The sequence below is a fragment of the Geodermatophilus amargosae genome, from assembly GCF_900116515.1.
Classification (GTDB): Bacteria; Actinomycetota; Actinomycetes; order Mycobacteriales; family Geodermatophilaceae; genus Geodermatophilus; species Geodermatophilus amargosae.
This window is the reverse complement of record NZ_FPBA01000002.1, coordinates 385,907-404,687: the sequence shown is the minus strand read 5'-3', so window position 1 is coordinate 404,687 and position 18,781 is coordinate 385,907. Positions and strand designations below refer to the sequence as shown.

Sequence of the window (18,781 nt, the reverse complement as noted above, 5' to 3'; positions counted from 1 at the left end):
CGGCGCACCCATGGACACCGTCGCGGCCCAAGGCCTGCTGTCCGCCACCTGGCTGGTGATCGCGCTGCCGCTGCTCGGCGCCGCGGTCCTGCTGCTCGGCGGCCGGCGCACCGACCGCTGGGGCCACCTGCTGGGGACGGCGACCGTCGTCGCGGCGTTCGTCGTCGCCCTGCTGATCACGTTCCAGCTCGCCGGCGAGGAACAGCGCTCGGTCACGGCCGACCTGTTCACCTTCGTCTCCGTCGGCTCGCTGGACGTCAGCGCGGGGCTGCTCATCGACCCGCTGTCGGCGACGTTCATGCTGCTCATCACCGGCGTCGGCGGGCTCATCCACGTCTACTCGATGGGCTACATGGCGCACGACCCGCGGCGCCGCCGGTTCTTCGCCTACCTCAACCTGTTCGTCGCGGCGATGCTGCTGCTGGTCCTCGGCGACAACTACGTGGCCCTCTACGTCGGCTGGGAGGGCGTGGGCCTGGCCTCCTACCTGCTCATCGCCTTCTGGCACGAGCGCCCGGCCGCGGCCACCGCCGCCAAGAAGGCCTTCGTCATGAACCGGGTCGGCGACGTCGGCCTGGCCCTGGCGATCTTCGTCATGTTCGCCCAGCTCGGGACGGTGTCCTACGAGGGCGTCTTCGGCGGGGCCGGCGCCCTGGCCGGGGGCACGCTCACCGCCCTCGGCCTGCTGCTCTTGCTCGGCGCGTGCGGCAAGTCCGGCCAGTTCCCGCTGCAGGCGTGGCTGCCCGACGCGATGGAGGGCCCGACGCCGGTCTCGGCGCTCATCCACGCCGCCACGATGGTCACCGCCGGCGTGTACCTCATCGCCCGCTCCGCGCCGATCTACGACCTCACGCCGACCGCCCGCACCGTCGTCCTCGCCGTCGGCGCGGTCACCCTGCTCTACGGCGCGGTCGTGGGGTGTGCGTACGACGACATCAAGAAGGTGCTGGCGTACTCCACGGTCAGCCAGATCGGCTACATGTTCCTGGCCGTGGGCCTCGGCCCGGCCGGCTACGCGGCGGCGATCGCGCACCTGCTCACCCACGGCTTCTTCAAGGCCGGGCTGTTCCTCGGTGCCGGGTCGGTCATGCACGCGATGGACGACCAGGTGGACATGCGCCGCTTCGGCGGGCTGGCCAGGAAGCTGCCGGTCACCTTCGTGACCTTCGGCCTGGGCTACCTCGCGCTGATCGGCTTCCCGTTCCTGTCCGGCTACTGGACCAAGGACGCGATCATCGAGGCGGCGCTGGACCGCGGCGGCTGGTCGGGCTGGCTGCTCGGCGCGGTCGCCGTCGTCGGTGCCGGGCTGACCGCCTTCTACATGACCCGGCTGATGATCATGACCTTCTTCGGCCGGCCGCGGTGGACGCCCGGCGTGCACCCGCACGAGTCGCCGTCGGTGATGACGCTGCCGATGGCGCTGCTGGCCGTCGGGTCGGTCGCCGCCGGCTTCCTGCTCGTGGTGGTGGCGCCGCTGGGCGACTGGCTCGAGCCGGTGTTCGGCGTCCCCGAGGAGGCCGAGCACGTGGTGGCGCCGGCCGTCGTCGGGATCGTCGTCACCGCGGTGATGGCGGTGGGTGTGCTCGCGGCGTGGCTGTTCGTCGGCCGCCGCGAGGTGCCCGAGGTCGCGCCGGCCCGCGTCTCACCGGTGGTCCGAGCGGCACGCAGGTCGCTGTACGCCGACGCGGTCAACGAGTCGCTGTTCATGCGGCCCGGCCAGTGGCTCACCCGGGCGCTGGTGTGGGTGGACAACCGCGGGGTCGACGGCGCGGTCAACGGCCTGGCCGCCACGCTCGGTGGCTCGTCGTCGCGGCTGGGCCGGGCGCAGACCGGCTTCGTCCGGTCCTACGCGCTCGGGATGCTCGGCGGCGCGGTGCTGGTGGCCGGGGCGCTGCTGGCGGTGACGGCCGGGTGAGCAGGGTCCTGCAGGCGAGGACGACCGACCACGGGAGGACCCCGGCGATGAGGACCCCGGCGATGAGGACCGCGACGACGAGGAGCACGGCGTGAGCGACTCCCTGCTCCTGGTCGCGATGGTGGCGGTGCCCGCGGTGGGCGCGGCCGTCGTCGCCGCCCTGCCCCGCGAGCGCACCGCGCTGGCCCGGCAGCTCGCCCTCGGGGTGAGCCTGGTGGTGCTCGTCCTGGCGGTCCTGGCCACGCTGGCCTTCGACCCCGACGGCGACCGCTTCCAGCTGACGTCGTCGGTGCCGTGGATCGAGGGCTTCGGCGTCGACTTCGCGCTCGGCGTCGACGGCATCGCCCTGGTCATGCTGCTGCTGGTCGGCGTGCTGGTGCCGGTGGTCGTGCTGGCCTCGTGGGAGGACCAGCCCCCGGCCCGCCGGTCGATGCGGACGTTCTTCGCCTGGCTGCTGCTGCTCGAGGCCTGCATGGTCGGCGTCTTCGCCGCCACCGACGTGTTCCTCTTCTACGTCTTCTTCGAGGCGATGCTCGTCCCGATGTACTTCATCGTGGGCAGCTACGGCGGCCCGCGCCGGCAGTACGCGGCGGTCAAGTTCTTCCTCTACAGCCTGGTCGGCGGCCTGGTCATGCTCGCCGCGGTCATCGGTCTCTACGTCGTCAGCGAGGCGGCCGGCGAGGGGACGTTCGCCTTCGAGTCGCTGCGCCAGCTCGACATCGACCCGGCCGCGCAGCGGCTGCTGTTCCTCGGGTTCTTCGTCGCCTTCGCGATCAAGGCGCCGCTGGTCCCGCTGCACACCTGGCTCCCCGACGCCGGTGCCGAGGCCCCGATCGGCGGCTCGGTGCTGCTCGTCGGCGTCCTCGACAAGGTCGGCACCTTCGGCTTCCTGCGCTACTGCCTGCCGCTGTTCCCGGACGCCTCGCGGGAGTTCGCCCCGTTCGTCCTCGTGCTCGCCGTCGCCGGGATCCTCTACGCCGCGCTGCTGGCGATGGGGCAGAGCGACATGAAGCGGCTGGTGTCCTACACCTCGATCGCGCACTTCGGCTTCATCGCCCTCGGCGTCTTCGCCTTCAGCACGGAGGCCGGCACCGGCGCGGTGCTGTACATGGTCAACCACGGCATCGCCACCGGCCTGCTGTTCCTCGTCGTCGGGATGCTCATCGCCCGCGGCGGCTCCCGCCTGGTCGGCGACTACGGCGGCGTCGCGAGCGCCGCGCCCAAGCTGGCCGGCGTCTTCCTCGTCGCGGGGCTCGCCTCGCTCGCGCTGCCCGGCACCAACAGCTTCGTCAGCGAGTTCCTCGTGCTGATCGGCTCGTTCCCCACCCGGCCGGTGTTCACGATCCTGGCCACCGTCGGGATCATCCTGGCTGCGATCTACGTCCTGCTGCTGTACCAACGGACGATGCACGGCCCGCAGCGCGGCGTGCTGTTCCCGGCGGCCGACGAGCCGGCCGGGGACGCCACCGCACCGTCCACCGGCGGGCACGGTGCCACGTCGTCCGCGACGGCGACGCTCACCGCCCCCGCCCCGGCCCCGGCCCGGGCGACGTCGCGGCTGCGTGACCTGTCCCGCCGGGAGATGACCGTCGTCGCCCCGCTGGTGGCGCTGGTGATCGCGCTGGGCGTCTACCCGCAGCCGCTGATCCGGCTGATCGAGCCGGCGGTCGCCGCCACCATGAGCGACGTCGGCGCCGACCCGGCCGGGACCACCGCGACCTCCGAGGGGACCGACTGATGACGATCGAGGCCCCCGACCTGTCGCTGGCCGCGCTCGCCCCGCTGCTGTTGGTCTTCGGCGCCGCGTGCATCGGCGTGCTGGTCGAGGCCTTCGGCCCGCGCGACCGCCGGCACCCCGTGCAGGTCGCCGTCGCGCTGGTCGGCACCCTGGGCGGGCTGGTCGCCACGCTGCTGCTGGCCGGCACCCGCGAGGTGACGGCGGGCGGCGCGCTCGCCGTCGACGGTGCCGGGCTGTTCCTGCAGGCCACCATCGCCGCACTCGGGGCGCTGTCGATCCTGCTGTTCGCCGAGCGCAACCTCGACCCCGCCCGGTCGGCCTTCGTCGTCTCCGCCGCCGTGCCGGCCGGCAGCGTCCGCGACCGCGAGCTGCTCACCGTGCAGCGGGTGCAGACCGAGGTCTACCCGCTGGCCACCTTCGCCATCGGCGGGATGATGCTGTTCGTCACGGCGAACGACCTGCTGGTCATGTTCGTGGCGCTCGAGGTGCTCAGCCTGCCGCTGTACCTGATCAGCGGCCTGGCCCGCCGGCGCCGGCTGCTGTCGCAGGAGGCGGCGGTCAAGTACTTCCTGCTGGGCTCCTTCGCCTCGGCGTTCTTCCTCTACGGCGTGGCCCTCGTCTACGGCGCCACCGGCAGCGTCCGGCTCTCCGCCGTCCGCGAGTCGGTGGCGGGGGAGGGCGGCGGCACACTGGCCGTGCTCGGCCTGGCGCTGCTGATCGTGGGCCTGCTGTTCAAGGCCAGCGTCGCGCCGTTCCACACCTGGACGCCCGACGTCTACCAGGGCGCGCCCACCCCGGTGACGGCGTTCATGGCGGCCTGCACGAAGGTCGCCGCCTTCGGGGCGATCCTCCGGCTGCTCTACGTCGCCTTCGGCACCGAGGAGTGGACCTGGCGCCCGCTGGTCTACGGCGTGGCCATCGTCTCGATGGTCGTCGGCGCCGTCCTGGGGCTCACCCAGACCGACCTCAAGCGGATGCTCGCCTACTCGTCGGTGGCGCACGCCGGCTTCCTGCTGACCGGCGTCCTCGGCTACCCGGGCAGCGGCGACCCCGCCGGGTCGGGCCTGCCGGCCGTCATGTTCTACCTGCTGGCCTACGGGCTGACCACGCTGGGCGCCTTCGCCGTCCTCACCCTCGTGCGCAGCGGCGACGGCGAGGCGACGCACCTGTCGCAGTGGGCGGGCCTGGCGCAGCGCTCGCCGATCACCGCGGCGGTCATGAGCCTGTTCCTGCTCGCGCTCGCCGGCATCCCGCTCACCAGCGGCTTCACCGGCAAGTTCGCCGTCTTCCGGGCCGCCATCGAGGACGGCGCCTGGCCGCTGGCCCTGGTCGCGCTGCTGGCCAGCGCGGTGGCGGCGTTCTTCTACCTGCGGGTCATCGTGCTCATGTACTTCTCCGAGCCGGCCGCCGACGGGCCCACCGTCGGCGTGCCCGGGATGCCCACCACGGTCGTGCTGGCGGTGACCGCCGCGGCCACGCTCGTGCTGGGCATCGTGCCCGGGGCGGTGCTCGGTCTCGCCGATCAGGCAGCTATCTTCGTCGGTTGATGACCGGACCCCGTGCCACCGTCGACGGGATCGCCCCGGTCGAGGTCTGGCACCGCATCTCGACCCCTGCCTCCACCATGGGCCCCTGGCTCCCCGGCGGGGCCCTCGGCGACTCGCTGGCGCAGGGGCTGGCCGACGTGGAGGCCGCGCTGGCCACCGCGGTGGCCAGCGACCACGCGTTCGTCTCCGAGGCCGCCGGCCACCTCATGGCCGCCGGCGGCAAGCGCTTCCGGCCGATGCTGGCGCTGCTGGCCGCACAGCTCGGGGACGCAGGTGCGCCCGAGGTCGTGCAGGCCGCCGTCGTGTGCGAGCTCACCCACCTGGCCACGCTCTACCACGACGACGTCATGGACGAGGCCGCCGTCCGCCGCGGGGCGCCCAGCGCCAACAGCCGGTGGACCAACAGCGTCGCCATCCTCACCGGCGACTTCCTCTTCGCCCGTGCCTCCGACCTGCTGGCCGACCTCGGCCCCGAGGCCGTGCGCATCCAGGCGCGGACCTTCGAGCGGCTGGTCACCGGCCAGATCCGGGAGACGGTGGGCGCGCGGGACGGGGAGGACCGCGTGGCGCACTACCTGGAGGTGCTCGCCGACAAGACCGGCTCCCTGGTGGCCACCTCGGCCCGCTTCGGCGCCCGCTTCGCCGGGGTCGAGCCCGACCTGGTGACCGCACTGACCCGCTTCGGCGAGGAGGTCGGCGTCGCCTTCCAGCTCTCCGACGACCTGCTCGACATCGTCAGCCAGGACGGCGCCTCCGGGAAGGCGCCCGGCACCGACCTGCGCGAGGGCGTGGCCACCCTGCCGGCGCTGATCGCGCTGGCCGGCGACGACCCCGCCGACGCGCGGCTGCGCGAGTTGGTCGCCCGCCCGCTGTCCGACGACGCCGAGCACACCGAGGCCCTGGCGCTGCTGCGGCAGTCCGCGGCGCTCGAGCGGGCCGGCGCGGTGCTCGGCGACTACGCCGACCGCGCCCGCGCGTCGCTGTCCGCGGTCCCCGCCGGCGAGGTGCGCGAGGCGCTGTCGGCCCTCTGCGACTACGTGGTCACCCGCACCAGCTGACGAAGGACCCCCGTGCCCCCCACCGCTCGCAAGCTCGCGGCGGGACCCTGCACGAGGGCCGCAGTCCTGGCCGCCGTCCTCCTGCTGACCGGCTGCTCCGGGGACGGCACCGGCGACCTGCCGGGCGGCCAGGAGGCGAAGAACGCGACCGACGTCCCGGACGGCGGCGTGGCGGCGCCGGGCGGACTGCCCGCGCTCCGGGTGGAGACCGTGCTCGACGGGCTCGACCACCCCTGGGACGTCGCGCAGGCCCCGGACGGCACCCTGCTGGTCGACGAGCGCGGCGGGGGCCTCACCGCGGTGCTGCCCGACGGCACCGCCCGCGAGCTCGACGCCGACCTCGGCGACCTCTTCGCCGACGGCGAGACCGGCCTCATGGGCCTCACCCTCGACCCCGCCTTCGCCGACAACCGGCGGCTGTACACCTGCCAGGGCGTCGAGGAGGACGGCGGCGCGGAGATCCAGGTGGTCGCCTGGACCGTCGACGACGGCTGGACCCGCGCCACCCGCGTGGCCGATCCGCTGGTCGGGGACATCCCGGTCAACGAGCGCACCGGCCGCCACGGCGGCTGCCGGGTCCGCTTCGCCCCCGACGGCGCACTGCTCGTGGGCACCGGCGACAACGCCGTCGGCAGCAACCCGCAGGACCGCGCCACCCTGGCGGGCAAGGTGCTGCGCGTCGACGCCGTCACCGGCGGCCCCGCTCCGGGCAACCCGTTCGCCGACGACCCCGACCCGGTCACCCGCCTGCTGCTCAGCTACGGGCACCGCAACGTGCAGGGCATCGCCGTCCGCCCGGGGACCGGTGACGTGTTCACCGTCGAGCAGGGCACCGACCGTGACGACGAGGTCAACCGGTCGGTGCCGAGCGGCAACTACGGCTACGACCCGGACGGCGACGACGGCGGCTACGACGAGAGCGTCCCGATGACCGACCTCGACCTGCCCGGCGCCGTCCCGGCGGTCTGGTCCTCGGGCGACCCCACCATCGCCACCAGCGGCGCGGACTTCGTCAGCGGCGCCGGCTGGGGCGGCTACCACGGCGTCCTGCTGGTCGGGGTGCAGAAGGACACCGGCCTGCTGGCACTGCGCCTCGACGACGCCGGGCAACTGGTCGAGCAGTTCCGCGTGCCGGAACTGGAGGACGCCTACGGCCGGATCCGGACGCCGCTGCTCGGCACCGACGGCGCGCTGTACGTGACCACCGACAACGGCGGTGACGACCTCCTCCTGCGCGTCACACCTGCCGGCTGAGCACCCGTTCCGGCACGGGGACGCCCTCGGGGAGCAGCGGGTCCGACTCGGGCGTCCCGACGACGGTGCGCAGCGGCAGGACGCCCGCCCACACCGGGGTCGCGAGGTCGGCCTCGTCGTCGCCCGGCGGCCCGGTGCGGACCTTGACGCTCGCCTCGGCGAGGTCGAGGGCCAGCAGCGCCGTGGCGGCCAGCTCCCTGCGGTCCGGCTGCCGGGTGGCCGACCACGAGCCGGGCGCCAGGTGCTCGGTCAGCACCTCGAAGCCGTGCAGCCGCTCCCCGGGGTCGGTGACCAGCCGCGCGGCCCCGTGCACCACGGCGCAGCGGTAGTTCACCGAGTGGTGGAAGGCCGAGCGGGCGTACACGATGCCGTCGAGGTGGGTGACGGTGAAGCACACCGGCGCCCCGGCCGCCGCTGCGCGGAGCGTGGCCGCGCCGGTCGACCCGTGCAGGTACAGGGTGTCGCCGTCGCGCCCGTAGCCGGTGGGCAGCACGACCGGTGCGTCGCCGAGGACGACCCCCAGGTGGCCGACCAGGCCGGCGTCGAGGACGGCGTACAGCTCGGCCCGGTCGGTGCGGGCGCGCTTCGCGCCCCGGCGGACGGTGCTGCGGGCGGTGGGGGACAGCGGCGGTGCGGTGCTCACGGATCCACTCTGCGGGGCCGACTGGCCACCCGGAAGGGCCAGTACGCTGCCGATCCACCAGGCCACTCCAGAACGGGGGACGCGCGTGGACATGCCCCCGGTCGTCCTCGACCGCGCCGCCGCCCGACCTCTGGCCGTCCAGCTCGCCGATGCCCTGCGGACCGCGGCGGCCGGCGGCGTCCTGCGCCCCGGGGACCGGCTGCCCTCCACCCGCGAGCTCGCCGCCGCGTTGCGGGTCAGCCGCACGGTGACCGCCGCCGCCTACGACCAGCTCGTCGCCGAGGGCTGGGCCGCCGGGCGCAGGGGCGCGGGGACCTTCGTCGTCGGCGCCGCCCCGGCCGGCCCCGTGGCGTCCGTGCCCGGCCCCGCGGTGCGGCCGGCGGGCGCGTCGGTGGTCGACCTGCGGGCCGGCTCGCCCTGCCTGGAGGTGCTCGACCGGGCCGCCTGGCGGCGGGCCTGGCGGGCGGCCGGTGACCTGCACCCCGACGCCCGGCCCGAGCCGGCGGCCGACCCGGCGTTCCAGGCCGCGGTCACCGGTCACCTGCTGCGCCACCGCGGGCTACCGGTCGAGCCGTCGGCGGTGCTCGCCACCGGCGGCACGTCGGCCGCGGTGGGCGAGATCGCCCGCCTGCTCCCGCCGGGCAGCCGGGTCGGCGTCGAGGACCCCGGCTACCAGCGGGCGGCCGGGGCGCTGCGCGCCGCCGGGGTGGAGGTGGTGCCCTGCCCGGTCGACGACGACGGCCTGGTGGTCGACGCCGTCACGGAGGGGCTGGCCGCCGTCTACTGCACGCCGGCGCACCAGTGGCCGTTGGGCCGGCGGATGCCGGCGGCGCGGCGGGTCGCGCTGGTCGCCCGGGCCCGCGCCGAGGGTTGGTGGGTGCTCGAGGACGACTACGACGGCGAGCTGCGCTACGACGTCGCGCCGCTCCCGCTGCTGGCCGCGCTCGCGCCCGACGTCGTCGTGCACCTGGGCACCAGCAGCAAGGTCCTCAGCCCGACCCTGGGCACCGGGTGGCTCGTGGCGCCGCCGGAGCTGCGCGCCTGCCTGGTGGCCGCCCGGACCGCGACCGGCACCCGGCCGGCCCGCGCGGGGCAACGGGTGTTCGCGGCGCTGGCCGCCTCGGGCGACCTGGCCCGGCACCTGCGGCGGCTGCGCCGGGAGCTCGCGGAGCGCCGCGGGCTGGTGGTGGGGGAGTTGGCCCGGGCAGGCGTGCCGGTGACCGGGGACCCCGCCGGGGCGCACGTGTTCGTGCCGCTGGGCGGTCGCGCGGCCGAGGAGGCGGGGGTCGCCGCCGCGAGCGGGCGCGGGCTCGCCGTCGACGGGCTCGGCCGGCACCGCACCGGCACCGGGCCGGCCGACCCGGCCGCCGGACTGGTGCTCGGCTTCGCGGCGCCGTCCCGCGTGGAGCTCGGTCGCGCCCTGCCGGTGCTGGCCGAGCTGCTCGCCGGGTCCTGAGACGCCGAGCGGCCCGCCTCCTGGGGGGAGGCGGGCCGCTCAGTGGCCTTCCTGCAGGGGCCCGCCGCGAGCGGTGGGGGGGCAGGAAGGTCCTCACCTAGGCCGACACGGTCCAGGTGTCGTTGCCGGCCAGCAGCGCGTCGAGGTCGCCGGCGCCCTGGGTCCGGGCCTCCTCGAGCTGGTCGAGCATCATCCGGTCGTAGGCGGGCTTGCGCACCGACCGGAAGACACCCATCGGCGTGTAGCGCAGGTCCTGGCTCGACAGCCGCGACAGCGCGAACGCGTAGGACGGGTCCTCGCGGGTCGCGTCGTGGACGACGATCTCGCTCGCGTCGACCTGGTTGGTCTCGGCGATCCGCAGCCCGCCGAAGTCGCCGCGGACCACGCACGAGGCGCCGTCCGGGCCGAAGACCAGCGGCTCGCCGTGGACCAGCGGGATCGTCCACTGCGTGCCGGTGGCCGGGTCCTTGAGCAGGTCGAAGGCGCCGTCGTTGAAGATGTTGCAGTTCTGGTAGATCTCCACCAGCGCGGTGCCCTGGTGCTCGGCGGCCTGCCGCAGAACCTCGGTGAGGCCCTTGCGGTCGGAGTCCATGGCCCGGCCCACGAAGGTTGCGTCGGCGCCGATGGCCAGCGACACCGGGTTGAACGGGTGGTCCAGCGAGCCCATCGGCGTGGACTTGGTGACCTTGCCGACCTCGCTGGTGGGCGAGTACTGGCCCTTGGTCAGCCCGTAGATCCGGTTGTTGAACAGCAGGATCGTCATGTTGACGTTGCGGCGCAGCGCGTGGATCAGGTGGTTGCCGCCGATCGACAGCGCGTCGCCGTCACCGGTCACGACCCACACCGACAGGTCCGGCCGGGAGGCGGCCAGGCCGGTGGCGATGGCCGGGGCGCGGCCGTGGATCGAGTGCATCCCGTAGGTGTTCATGTAGTACGGGAAGCGCGAGGAGCAGCCGATGCCCGAGACGATGACCATGTCCTCACGGGCGATCCCGAGCGAGGGCAGGAAGCTCTGGACGGCGTTGAGGATGACGTAGTCACCGCAGCCGGGGCACCAGCGCACCTCCTGGTCGGTCTTCATGTCCTTGGCCTTGAGGGCCGTCTGCTTCTCGCCCTGGCTGTCGACCGAGTCGGCGATCGCCTGCTGGATGCGCGCGTCGATCGGTGTCCCCGGCATGCCGAGGTCGTGGGCGTGCGGCGTGGTGGTCACTGGGTGCCCCCGGAGTTCGGAGTGGTGGCGGTCGGGGTCTGCGTCGTCGGGTCCACCGAGTCGATGACGTCCTGGACCACCGCGGCGAGCTCGGCGGCCCGGAAGGGCAGCCCGCGCACCTGGGTGTGGCTCTGGACGTCGACGAGGTACTTCGCGCGCAGGAGCAGCGCGAGCTGCCCCATGTTCATCTCGGGGCACACGACCCGGTCGTACCGGCCCAGGACCTCACCGAGGTCGGCCGGCATCGGGTTGACGTGCCGCAGGTGGATCTGGGCGACCTCGCGACCGGAGTTGCGGATCTGCCGGCAGGCGGCCCCGATCGGCCCGTAGGTGGAGCCCCAGCCGATGACCGCGACCCGTGCGCTCCCGGTGGGGTCGTCGACGTCGGTGGCCGGGATGTCGGCGGCGATGCCGTCGACCTTGGCCTGCCGCAGCCGGGTCATGAGGTCGTGGTTGGCCGGGTCGTAGGAGATGTTCCCGGACTTGTCGGCCTTCTCCAGCCCGCCGATGCGGTGCTGCATGCCCGAGGTGCCCGGGACCGCCCACGGGCGGGCCAGCGTCTCCGGGTCGCGCAGGTAGGGCAGGAACTCCGGTGTCCCGTCGGCGGCCGCGCCGTTGGGCTCGGTGGCGAACTCCACGTGCAGGTCGGGCAGCTCGTCGGCGACCGGGACGGGCCACGGCTCGGCGCCGTTGGCCAGGTAGCCGTCGGACAGCAGCATGACCGGCGTCCGGTACTTCAGCGCGATCCGGGCCGCCTCCAGCGCCGCGTCGAAGCAGTCGCCGGGGGAGCGGGGCGCGATGACCGGGAGCGGCGCCTCGCCGTTGCGGCCGAACATCGCCTGCAGCAGGTCCGACTGCTCGGTCTTCGTCGGCAGTCCGGTGGAGGGGCCACCGCGCTGCACGTCGACGACGACCAGCGGCAGCTCGGTCATCACCGCGAGGCCGAGCGCCTCGGACTTCAGCGAGACGCCGGGGCCCGACGTCGTCGTGACGCCCAGGGCACCGCCGAACGAGGCGCCCAGCGCCGCGCCGATGCCGGCGATCTCGTCCTCGGCCTGGAAGGTCCGGACGCCGAAGGCCTTGTGCCGGGACAGCTCGTGGAGGATGTCCGACGCCGGCGTGATCGGGTAGGCGCCGAGGAAGACCGGCAGGCCCGACCGCTGCCCCGCGGCCACCAGCCCGAGAGCGAGGGCCTGGTTGCCGGAGATGTTGCGGTAGCGGCCCGGGGCCATCGGGGCCGGCTTGACCTCGTACGAGACGGCGAAGGCCTCGGTCGTGTCGCCGTAGTTGTAGCCCGCGCGGAAGGCCGCGATGTTGGCCGCGGCGATCTCCGGCTTGCGGCGGAACTGCCGCTCGAGGAAGCGCACGGTGCCCTCGGTGGGCCGGTGGTACATCCAGCTCAGCAGGCCGAGGGTGAACATGTTCTTGCTGCGCTCGGCCTCCTTCTTCCCGAGCCCGGAGTCCTTGAGCGCCTCGAGCGTCATGCTGGTCAGCCCGACGCTGACGACCTGCCAGGCCTCGAGCGAGCCGTCCTCGAGCGGGTTGGTGGCGTAGCCGACCTTCGCCAGGTTGCGCGGGGTGAACTCGTCGCTGTCGACGATGACGAGGCCGCCGCCGGGGAGGTCGGCGAGGTTGGCCTTGAGGGCCGCGGGGTTCATCGCGACCAGCACGTCCGGGGCGTCGCCCGGCGTCATGATGTCGTGGTCGGCGAAGTGCAGCTGGAAGGAGCTGACGCCGGGCAGGGTCCCCGTCGGTGCACGGATCTCGGCGGGGAAGTTGGGCAGCGTCGACAGGTCGTTGCCGAAGGACGCGGTCTCGCTGGTGAAGCGGTTACCGGTCAGCTGCATGCCGTCGCCGGAGTCACCGGCGAGCCGGATGACGACGCGGTCGAGCTCGACGACGCTCTTCACGAGCCCACCGGGGGCCGAGCTGCCGGGCGTGGTGGACGGTTCGAGAGCAGTCATCGGGCGTGGTACCTCCAACCACCCAGGTTACGGGGCGGTGTCGCGGCTGGTCACGTGACGCGGACCACGGACGGGGCCTGCGCGGGGCGGACTGCCGAGCACAACGTCCTCCGGGGGGAGCCTCTTCCGGACCGGTCCCGTCCGTGACCGGCATCGCAGGGGACGCCGGGGAACGGCGGTCCCCGTCGTTCCGTTCTCGGAGGGTGCGGCGATGGGGCAACGGGGTGCGGACCGCGCTCCTGCTCGGACTGGTGGCCGGTCTCGCCCTCGCCGCGGGTGCCGTGGTGGGCGGCCGGAGCGGGCTGCTCGTCGCGCTCGTCGTCGCCCTCGGGGTCAACGGCTGGGCCTGGTACGGCTCCGACCGGCTGGCCCTGCGTGCGATGCGGGCCATCCCCGTCACCGAGACCCAGGCGCCGGGTCTCTACGCGATGGTCCGCGAGCTGGCCACGCAGGCCCGCCAGCCGATGCCCCGCCTGTACGTGAGCCCCACCGACCAGCCCAACGCCTTCGCCACCGGGCGCACGCCGCGCCGCGCCGCGCTCTGCTGCACCCAGGGCGTCCTCGAGCTGCTCGACCGCCGCGAGCTGCGGGCGGTGCTGGCCCACGAGCTCTCGCACGTGCGCAACCGCGACGTCCTCGTCAGCTGCATCGCCGGCGCCCTGGCCAGCGTGGTGACCTACGTGGCCTCGCTGGCCACGTTCGCCTCGCTGTTCGGCGACCGCCCCGACGACGACCGCGACAGCGCCGGCGTGCTCGGGACGCTGATGCTCGTGCTGCTCGGTCCCCTGGCCGCGGGGCTGGTGCACCTGGCGGTCAGCCGCGGCCGCGAGTACGACGCCGACGCCGACGGCGCCCGGCTCTGCGGCGACCCGCAGGCCCTCGCCAGCGCCCTGCGCCGGATCTCCGAGGGCGCCGACGCGCGGCCGCTGCCCCCGGAGGACCGGCTGGTGGCCCAGAGCCACCTCATGATCGCCGCGCCGGTGCGGGCCTCCGGGTTGGCGGCGCTGTTCGCCACGCACCCGCCCATGGCCGAGCGGATCGCCCGGCTGGAACGCATGGCGGAGGAACCCGGCCGCGACTGACCGGCCCGGCGCCGTCGGTCGGGCCCGCCGGGGGTCAGCGGTAGTTGTCGAACTGCAGGGCGACGTCGAGGTCCTGGGCGCGCAGCAGCTGCTGGACGGCCTGCAGGTCGTCGCGCTTCTTGCCGCTCACCCGGAGCTGGTCGCCCTGGATCTGCGCCTGCACGCCCTTGGGGCCCTCGTCGCGGATGATCTTCGCGATCTTCTTGGCCACGTCGGACTCGATGCCCTGCTTGATGCGCGCCGAGAGCTTGTAGGCCTTGCCCGACGCCTGCGGCTCGTCGGCGTCGAGGGCCTTGAGGGAGATGCCGCGCTTGATCAGCTTGTCCTTGAAGACGTCGAGGGCGGCGGTGACCCGCTCCTCGGTGTCGGCCTGCAGCAGGACCCCGTCCTCCCCGGCCCAGCTGATGCTCGCGTTGGTCCCGCGGAAGTCGAAGCGCTGGGAGAGCTCCTTGCCCGCCTGGTTGAGCGCGTTGTCGATCTCCTGGCGGTCGACCTTGCTCACGACGTCGAACGACGAGTCGGCCATGTCTGCTCCTCCTCCCGCGCGGGGCTGACCCGCGGCGGGACCCGTCGGGCCTCGGTCGGCCCGTCTTGTACCCTTCTCCCGTGGCACCACGGCGGGTTGCCCGAGTGGCCAATGGGAGCGGACTGTAAATCCGTCGGCTTAGCCTACGAAGGTTCGAATCCTTCACCCGCCACACCCACGCACAGCGGCCCCCGACCAGCAGGTCGGGGGCCGCTTCGCGTCCGCCGGCCTCAGCCCAGCGCCGGTGCGCGCGCCCCGGCGACCGCGTCGACCTCCAGGGGTCGGCCGGCGAGGAACAGCCAGCCGAAGGCGATCTCCACCGACCGCACGCAGCGGACCGTCACCTCCGTGCCGTCGGTCTCCGCCGTCCACGCGTCCAGAGGCGTCGCGCCGTCGGCGAGGTGGTCGGCGACGGCGGCCCGGGCCGTCTCGGCGGTCAGCGGCAGGGTCTCGCCCACCCCGACGGCGTAGACCCGCCCCTCGTCGGTGCGGTTGGCCGCGGCCAGGGCCGCGCCGTCGCAGACCGCCTGGAGGTCCTGCTGCTCCAGGAAGGCGTCGGACGCGGCGACCGCACCCAGGGCCATGAACGCCGCCACCAGCCAGCAGACGAGGACGAACGGCAGCGCCGAGCCGCGCTCCCGCCCCGCCGTTGCCGCACCCCGCACGGCGCGCAGCGTAGGGACGGACGCAGCCCACGGACTGCCGTCCACAGGACCGGTCCACCCCATGGGTCTCACATGTCACCCGTCCGATGACGTCTTGCTGATCATCCGACACGCTGAGTCACGACATAACGGGTCGTCACCCCCTCGTGATCCTGCGTGCTTGCCTCGCCCGAGTGAGGGCACGAGGGTTCCGGGCGCGGTCCGTACACGAACGACGCTCTGCCCCCGCGCCTGGGTGACAGCCGCAATCCGAGTGCTGTCCATTCATGCCTGAGGAGGCGTCATGAGCACCACCATGTCCTCGACCCAGTCCCTGCCCGGCAACCGCTGGGGCCGCGGCAACCGGTGGGGCCGCGGCAACCGGTGGGGCCGCGGCAACCGCTGGGGCGTGTGACCCCGGGGAACGCCTCGGGGGTGGCGGTCGCCGGCGTCCGGCGACCGCCCCCGAAGGGTGAGGACGGACACGGCGTGCGCTGTTAGCCTCTGCCGACGCCCGCCCCATCCAGAAGACAGGGTCACGTTGGCCGAGCCCCAGGCCCATGCCGTCGAGCGCTGCGAGCCCGTGGCTCCCGCTCCCGCGCAGCCTGCCGTGAAGGCGCCCCGGCCGTGGCTGCCGATCGGTGCGCTGGCTGTGCTCGCCCTGGTCCTCGGAGCCCTCGTCCTGCTGCCCACCTGGCAGCCCGTCTCGGTGTTCGGGCTCCTGGCGCTCTTCCTCGCCTTCGTCATCACCGAGTCGGTCCAACTGGACCTCGAGGTGCGGCGCCAGACCTTCCAGGTGACACCGATCGAGCTGGTCGTCGTCATCGCCCTGGTCGAGCTCGGCGGTCTGTGGGCCGCCGTCGTCCGGGGTGCCGCCGTCGTGGTCGTCCTCGTCCACCAGCGTTACGCGCCCATGAAGACGGTCTTCAACGTCGCGCTCGCCGTCCTCGAGGTGACCGCGGCGGTGGCGGTCCTGCAGCTCTTCCCCACGGCGGACATCGACTCGCCGCTGACCTGGGCCGCCCTGGTCGTGGCCGTCACCGTCGCCGACATCGTCTCGGCGGGCTGTGTCGCCGCCATCATCACGCTGATCGACGGCCGGCTGGACCGGCAGTTCTGGATCGGCGCCCTGGTGCCGCAGTTCCTCGTCGGGCCGCTCAGCGTGGCCGCCGGCGTCGGGGCGGTCCTGCTGACCCGCGACAACGGCTGGGCCTGGCTGCTCATCCTGCCGATCCTCGCGGCGATGATCGCGGTCTTCCGGCTGTCGGCCTCGGCCCTGCGCGAGCGGCGCACCGTGCAGCAGGTCTACGAGTTCGCCCGCCGGGTCGAGCAGGTCCGGCCGGACGCCGACGGGCCGCTGCAGATCGTCCTGGCGGTCCAGGAACTGCTCAACGCCGACAAGGTCGGGCTGTGGCTGCCGCCCTACCTCGACGAGCCGCCACGGCTGGTGGTGGCCGGTGACGGCGGCGTCAGCTGGTACGACGGGCCGGCCGACCCCGAGGACGTCCTGCGCCAGCGGGTGCTGACGCCCGGCTCGTCCGAGCCGGTCCTGGTGGCCGCGGGGCGGGCGACGCCCGCCGAGGCCGCCGCCCTGGCCCGCCGCGGTGCCGAGGAGGTCCTCGGGGCCCCGGTGGCGACGGCGGCCGGCGAGCCCGGCTACCTGGAGGTCTGCGACCGGCGCAGCGACGTCGTGTCCTTCACCGGCACCGACCGCTCCGCGCTGGACTCGATGCTCACGCACGTCAACGCGGCCATCCGCCAGCAGCAGCTGCTCACCCAGATCCGCTACGACGCCGACCACGACCGGCTCACCGGGCTGCCCAACCGGCAGCGGCTGGCCGCCGAGATCGACCAGCTCCTCGACGCCGACCCCGTCGGCGCCCGGGCCGGCCTGGTGCTGGCGGCCCTGGACAACCACACCGAGATCGTCGACACCCTCGGGCACGCCGCCGCCGACGAGCTGCTCCTGGTCACCGCGGGCCTGCTGCGCGAGCACGCGCCGCCGGACGCCCTCGTGGCGCGCATGGAGGGCGAGCAGTTCGCCGTCCTGCTGCCTGGGCTGTCCCTGCCCGCCACCGACCGCGCCGCCCGCCGGCTGCGCGAGGCCACCTCCACCCGGGCGCGCGTCGCCGGCCTGGACCTGGAGGTCACGCTCACCGTCGGCGTGGCCGCCGCACCAGTGCACGGCACCGACTCGGGCACGCTCATGCAGCGGGCCGACGTCGCGCTGCTGGCGGCCGCCTCGGAGAGCAGCGGCGTGGCCAGCTACCACCAGGTGCTCGACCAGCAGAGCCTGCGGCGCCTGCAGCTGGGCACCGAGCTCGAGCAGGCGATGGCCGACGGGCACATCAGCGTCGTCTTCCAGCCGATCATCGACGCGCGGACCTCCGACATCGTGTCGGTGGAGACCCTCGTGCGCTGGGCGCACCCGCGCTTCGGGGCGATCCCGCCGGACGACTTCATCCACCTCGCCGAGCAGATCGGCCGCATCGGCCCGCTGACCGACCACGTGCTCGACCTGGCGCTGGCGCGCTGCCGGCGGTGGCTGGACCAGGACATCGCCCTGTCCGTGGCGGTGAACCTCTCGGCGCGCTGCCTGGCCGAGCCGGACCTCGTCGAGCGGGTGCAGCGGGCGCTGCGCCGCCACGGCGTCCCGGGTGAGCTGCTCATCCTCGAGCTCACCGAGGGCAGCGTCGTCGACGACTCGGTGCGCTCCAGCAACGTCCTGACCGACCTGCACGCCTTGGGCCTGCGGCTGTCGATGGACGACTTCGGCACCGGCTACTCGTCGCTGTCGCAGCTGCGCCAGCTGCCCATCGACGAGGTCAAGATCGACAAGTCCTTCGTGCTGGGCATGTCCACCAGCCAGGGCGAGTCGTTCATCGCCCGCTCGATCATCGAGCTGGCGCACAACCTCGGCCTGCGCGTGGTGGCCGAGGGCGTCGAGGACGAGCTGACCCGCAAGCTGCTCACCGAGATGGGCTGCGACAAGCTGCAGGGCTTCCTGGTCAGCCGGCCGCTCGCGGACGACGTGCTGGAGAAGTGGCTGCTCGCGCGCACCGGCGTCCGCTCGGCCGCGCCGGGCGCCCAGCACCGCCGGCTCTTCGTCCGCGCCTGAGCACGGCCCCGTCCGGAGGCTCGCCCCGAGCCCGCGAGGGGTGGGAGGGACGGGGTCCTTCGGCTGCCCCCACCGCTCGCAGGCTCGCGGCAGGCCCCTGCAGGGAGGCCGAGGGCATCAGGTACAGTTCTCCCCGGCTCTTCGAGCACGCCCCTTTAGCTCAGTCGGCAGAGCGTCTCCATGGTAAGGAGAAGGTCTACGGTTCGATTCCGTAAAGGGGCTCCGGCCAGCCGGTCCAGTCGTGAGACCGGGCCGTTCGGTCATCCGGCGGTGTAGCTCAGCCTGGTAGAGCAAGCGGCTCATAATCGCTGTGTCACCGGTTCAAGTCCGGTCACCGCTACTCCAGACGGACCTCGGGCGACCGGGGTCCGTCGCCGTGTCGGCACCCGCCGCCACGGGCCCCCGGCCGCCACCGCGGCCGGCCCGACGAAGCAGTCCCCACAAGGCTAGGAGCGCTCCCCATGGCAGCCACCGACGTCCGTCCGAAGATCACCCTGGCCTGCCAGGAGTGCAAGAGCCGGAACTACATCACCCGCAAGAACCGGCGCAACGACCCCGACCGGCTCGAGATGAAGAAGTACTGCCCGCGCGACCGCAAGCACACGGTCCACCGCGAGACCCGCTGA

At 73.8% G+C, this 18,781-nt stretch carries 14 protein-coding genes and 3 tRNA genes; 12 read left to right on the top strand and 5 right to left on the bottom strand.

Features of this window, described 5'->3' with window-relative positions; genetic code table 11:
* Positions 1-10 precede the first annotated feature (10 nt).
* The 5 genes from nuoL (at position 11) to BM414_RS04595 (ending at position 7,512) form a co-directional block, all read left to right on the top strand.
* Positions 11-1,915, top strand: a complete 1,905-nt coding sequence (gene nuoL / locus BM414_RS04615; RefSeq protein ID WP_093578230.1) for an NADH-quinone oxidoreductase subunit L — start codon at positions 11-13, stop codon at positions 1,913-1,915.
* A gap of 91 nt (positions 1,916-2,006) precedes the next feature.
* On the top strand, positions 2,007-3,653 hold the full coding sequence (locus BM414_RS04610) for an NADH-quinone oxidoreductase subunit M (protein WP_093578229.1): 1,647 nt from the start codon (positions 2,007-2,009) through the stop codon (positions 3,651-3,653).
* On the top strand, positions 3,653-5,200 hold the full coding sequence (gene nuoN / locus BM414_RS04605; protein ID WP_093578228.1) for an NADH-quinone oxidoreductase subunit NuoN: 1,548 nt from the start codon (positions 3,653-3,655) through the stop codon (positions 5,198-5,200). The genes BM414_RS04610 and nuoN overlap by 1 nt, the downstream gene beginning before the upstream one ends.
* On the top strand, positions 5,200-6,258 hold the full coding sequence (locus tag BM414_RS04600) for a polyprenyl synthetase family protein (RefSeq protein WP_093578227.1): 1,059 nt from the start codon (positions 5,200-5,202) through the stop codon (positions 6,256-6,258). Before nuoN ends, BM414_RS04600 begins: the two co-directional genes overlap by 1 nt.
* A gap of 12 nt (positions 6,259-6,270) precedes the next feature.
* Positions 6,271-7,512: a PQQ-dependent sugar dehydrogenase gene (locus tag BM414_RS04595; RefSeq protein WP_093578226.1), complete on the top strand. Its 1,242-nt coding sequence runs from the start codon at positions 6,271-6,273 to the stop codon at positions 7,510-7,512.
* On the opposite strand, the gene BM414_RS04590 is transcribed toward BM414_RS04595, so the two are convergent.
* Positions 7,496-8,155 carry a pyridoxamine 5'-phosphate oxidase family protein gene (locus tag BM414_RS04590; RefSeq protein ID WP_217644542.1) on the bottom strand — a complete coding sequence of 220 codons (660 nt, stop codon included), beginning with the start codon at positions 8,153-8,155 and terminating at the stop codon, positions 7,496-7,498. The two genes, BM414_RS04595 and BM414_RS04590, sit on opposite strands and share 17 nt — an antisense overlap.
* Before the next feature lie 91 nt (positions 8,156-8,246).
* Between BM414_RS04590 and BM414_RS04585 the strand changes: the two genes are divergently transcribed.
* Positions 8,247-9,611 carry an aminotransferase-like domain-containing protein gene (locus BM414_RS04585; RefSeq protein ID WP_093578380.1) on the top strand — a complete coding sequence of 455 codons (1,365 nt, stop codon included), beginning with the start codon at positions 8,247-8,249 and terminating at the stop codon, positions 9,609-9,611.
* Positions 9,612-9,708: 97 nt separating this feature from the next.
* Here the strand turns inward: BM414_RS04585 and BM414_RS04580 are convergent, their stop codons facing one another.
* Positions 9,709-10,821, bottom strand: coding sequence for a 2-oxoacid:ferredoxin oxidoreductase subunit beta (locus BM414_RS04580; RefSeq protein WP_093578224.1), 1,113 nt, complete (start codon positions 10,819-10,821; stop codon positions 9,709-9,711).
* Entirely contained in the window at positions 10,818-12,785 is a 1,968-nt protein-coding gene (locus tag BM414_RS04575; protein WP_093578223.1) for a 2-oxoacid:acceptor oxidoreductase subunit alpha, read from the bottom strand. Before BM414_RS04575 ends, BM414_RS04580 begins: the two co-directional genes overlap by 4 nt.
* Before the next feature lie 143 nt (positions 12,786-12,928).
* On the opposite strand from BM414_RS04575, the gene htpX reads away from it, so the two are divergent.
* Positions 12,929-13,867, top strand: coding sequence for a zinc metalloprotease HtpX (htpX, locus tag BM414_RS04570; RefSeq protein ID WP_342716079.1), 939 nt, complete (start codon positions 12,929-12,931; stop codon positions 13,865-13,867).
* Between the two features lie 34 nt (positions 13,868-13,901).
* On the opposite strand, the gene BM414_RS04565 is transcribed toward htpX, so the two are convergent.
* The gene (locus BM414_RS04565; protein ID WP_093578221.1) at positions 13,902-14,393 is read right to left on the bottom strand and encodes a YajQ family cyclic di-GMP-binding protein; all 492 of its coding nucleotides are present in this window, start codon (positions 14,391-14,393) and stop codon (positions 13,902-13,904) included.
* A 90-nt stretch (positions 14,394-14,483) separates the two neighbouring features.
* On the opposite strand from BM414_RS04565, the gene BM414_RS04560 reads away from it, so the two are divergent.
* A tRNA-Tyr gene (locus tag BM414_RS04560) sits at positions 14,484-14,565 on the top strand.
* A 58-nt stretch (positions 14,566-14,623) separates the two neighbouring features.
* Here BM414_RS04560 and BM414_RS04555 read toward each other — a convergent pair.
* Entirely contained in the window at positions 14,624-15,058 is a 435-nt protein-coding gene (locus tag BM414_RS04555) for a pilus assembly protein TadG-related protein (RefSeq protein ID WP_245784475.1), read from the bottom strand.
* A 589-nt stretch (positions 15,059-15,647) separates the two neighbouring features.
* Between BM414_RS04555 and BM414_RS04550 the strand changes: the two genes are divergently transcribed.
* The 4 genes from BM414_RS04550 to rpmG all read left to right on the top strand — a co-directional run bounded on the left by BM414_RS04550 (position 15,648) and on the right by rpmG (position 18,781).
* Positions 15,648-18,155 (top strand): putative bifunctional diguanylate cyclase/phosphodiesterase, encoded by a 2,508-nt coding sequence (locus BM414_RS04550; protein WP_245784474.1) that lies wholly within the window; start codon positions 15,648-15,650, stop codon positions 18,153-18,155.
* Positions 18,156-18,304: 149 nt separating this feature from the next.
* A tRNA-Thr gene (locus BM414_RS04545) sits at positions 18,305-18,377 on the top strand.
* Positions 18,378-18,421: 44 nt separating this feature from the next.
* A tRNA-Met gene (locus BM414_RS04540) sits at positions 18,422-18,495 on the top strand.
* Positions 18,496-18,616: 121 nt separating this feature from the next.
* Entirely contained in the window at positions 18,617-18,781 is a 165-nt protein-coding gene (gene rpmG / locus BM414_RS04535) for a 50S ribosomal protein L33 (RefSeq protein WP_093578218.1), read from the top strand.

Excerpts from the sequence above, each read along its gene's own strand:
- BM414_RS04565 (WP_093578221.1), bottom strand. The coding sequence starts at position 14,393 with ATGGCCGACTCGTCGTTCGACGTCGTGAGCAAGGTCGACCGCCAGGAG.
- BM414_RS04600 (WP_093578227.1), top strand. The coding sequence starts at position 5,200 with ATGACCGGACCCCGTGCCACCGTCGACGGGATCGCCCCGGTCGAGGTC.
- rpmG (WP_093578218.1), top strand. The coding sequence starts at position 18,617 with ATGGCAGCCACCGACGTCCGTCCGAAGATCACCCTGGCCTGCCAGGAG.
- nuoL (WP_093578230.1), top strand. The coding sequence starts at position 11 with ATGGACACCGTCGCGGCCCAAGGCCTGCTGTCCGCCACCTGGCTGGTG.
- nuoN (WP_093578228.1), top strand. The coding sequence starts at position 3,653 with ATGACGATCGAGGCCCCCGACCTGTCGCTGGCCGCGCTCGCCCCGCTG.
- BM414_RS04575 (WP_093578223.1), bottom strand. The coding sequence starts at position 12,785 with ATGACTGCTCTCGAACCGTCCACCACGCCCGGCAGCTCGGCCCCCGGT.
- BM414_RS04585 (WP_093578380.1), top strand. The coding sequence starts at position 8,247 with ATGCCCCCGGTCGTCCTCGACCGCGCCGCCGCCCGACCTCTGGCCGTC.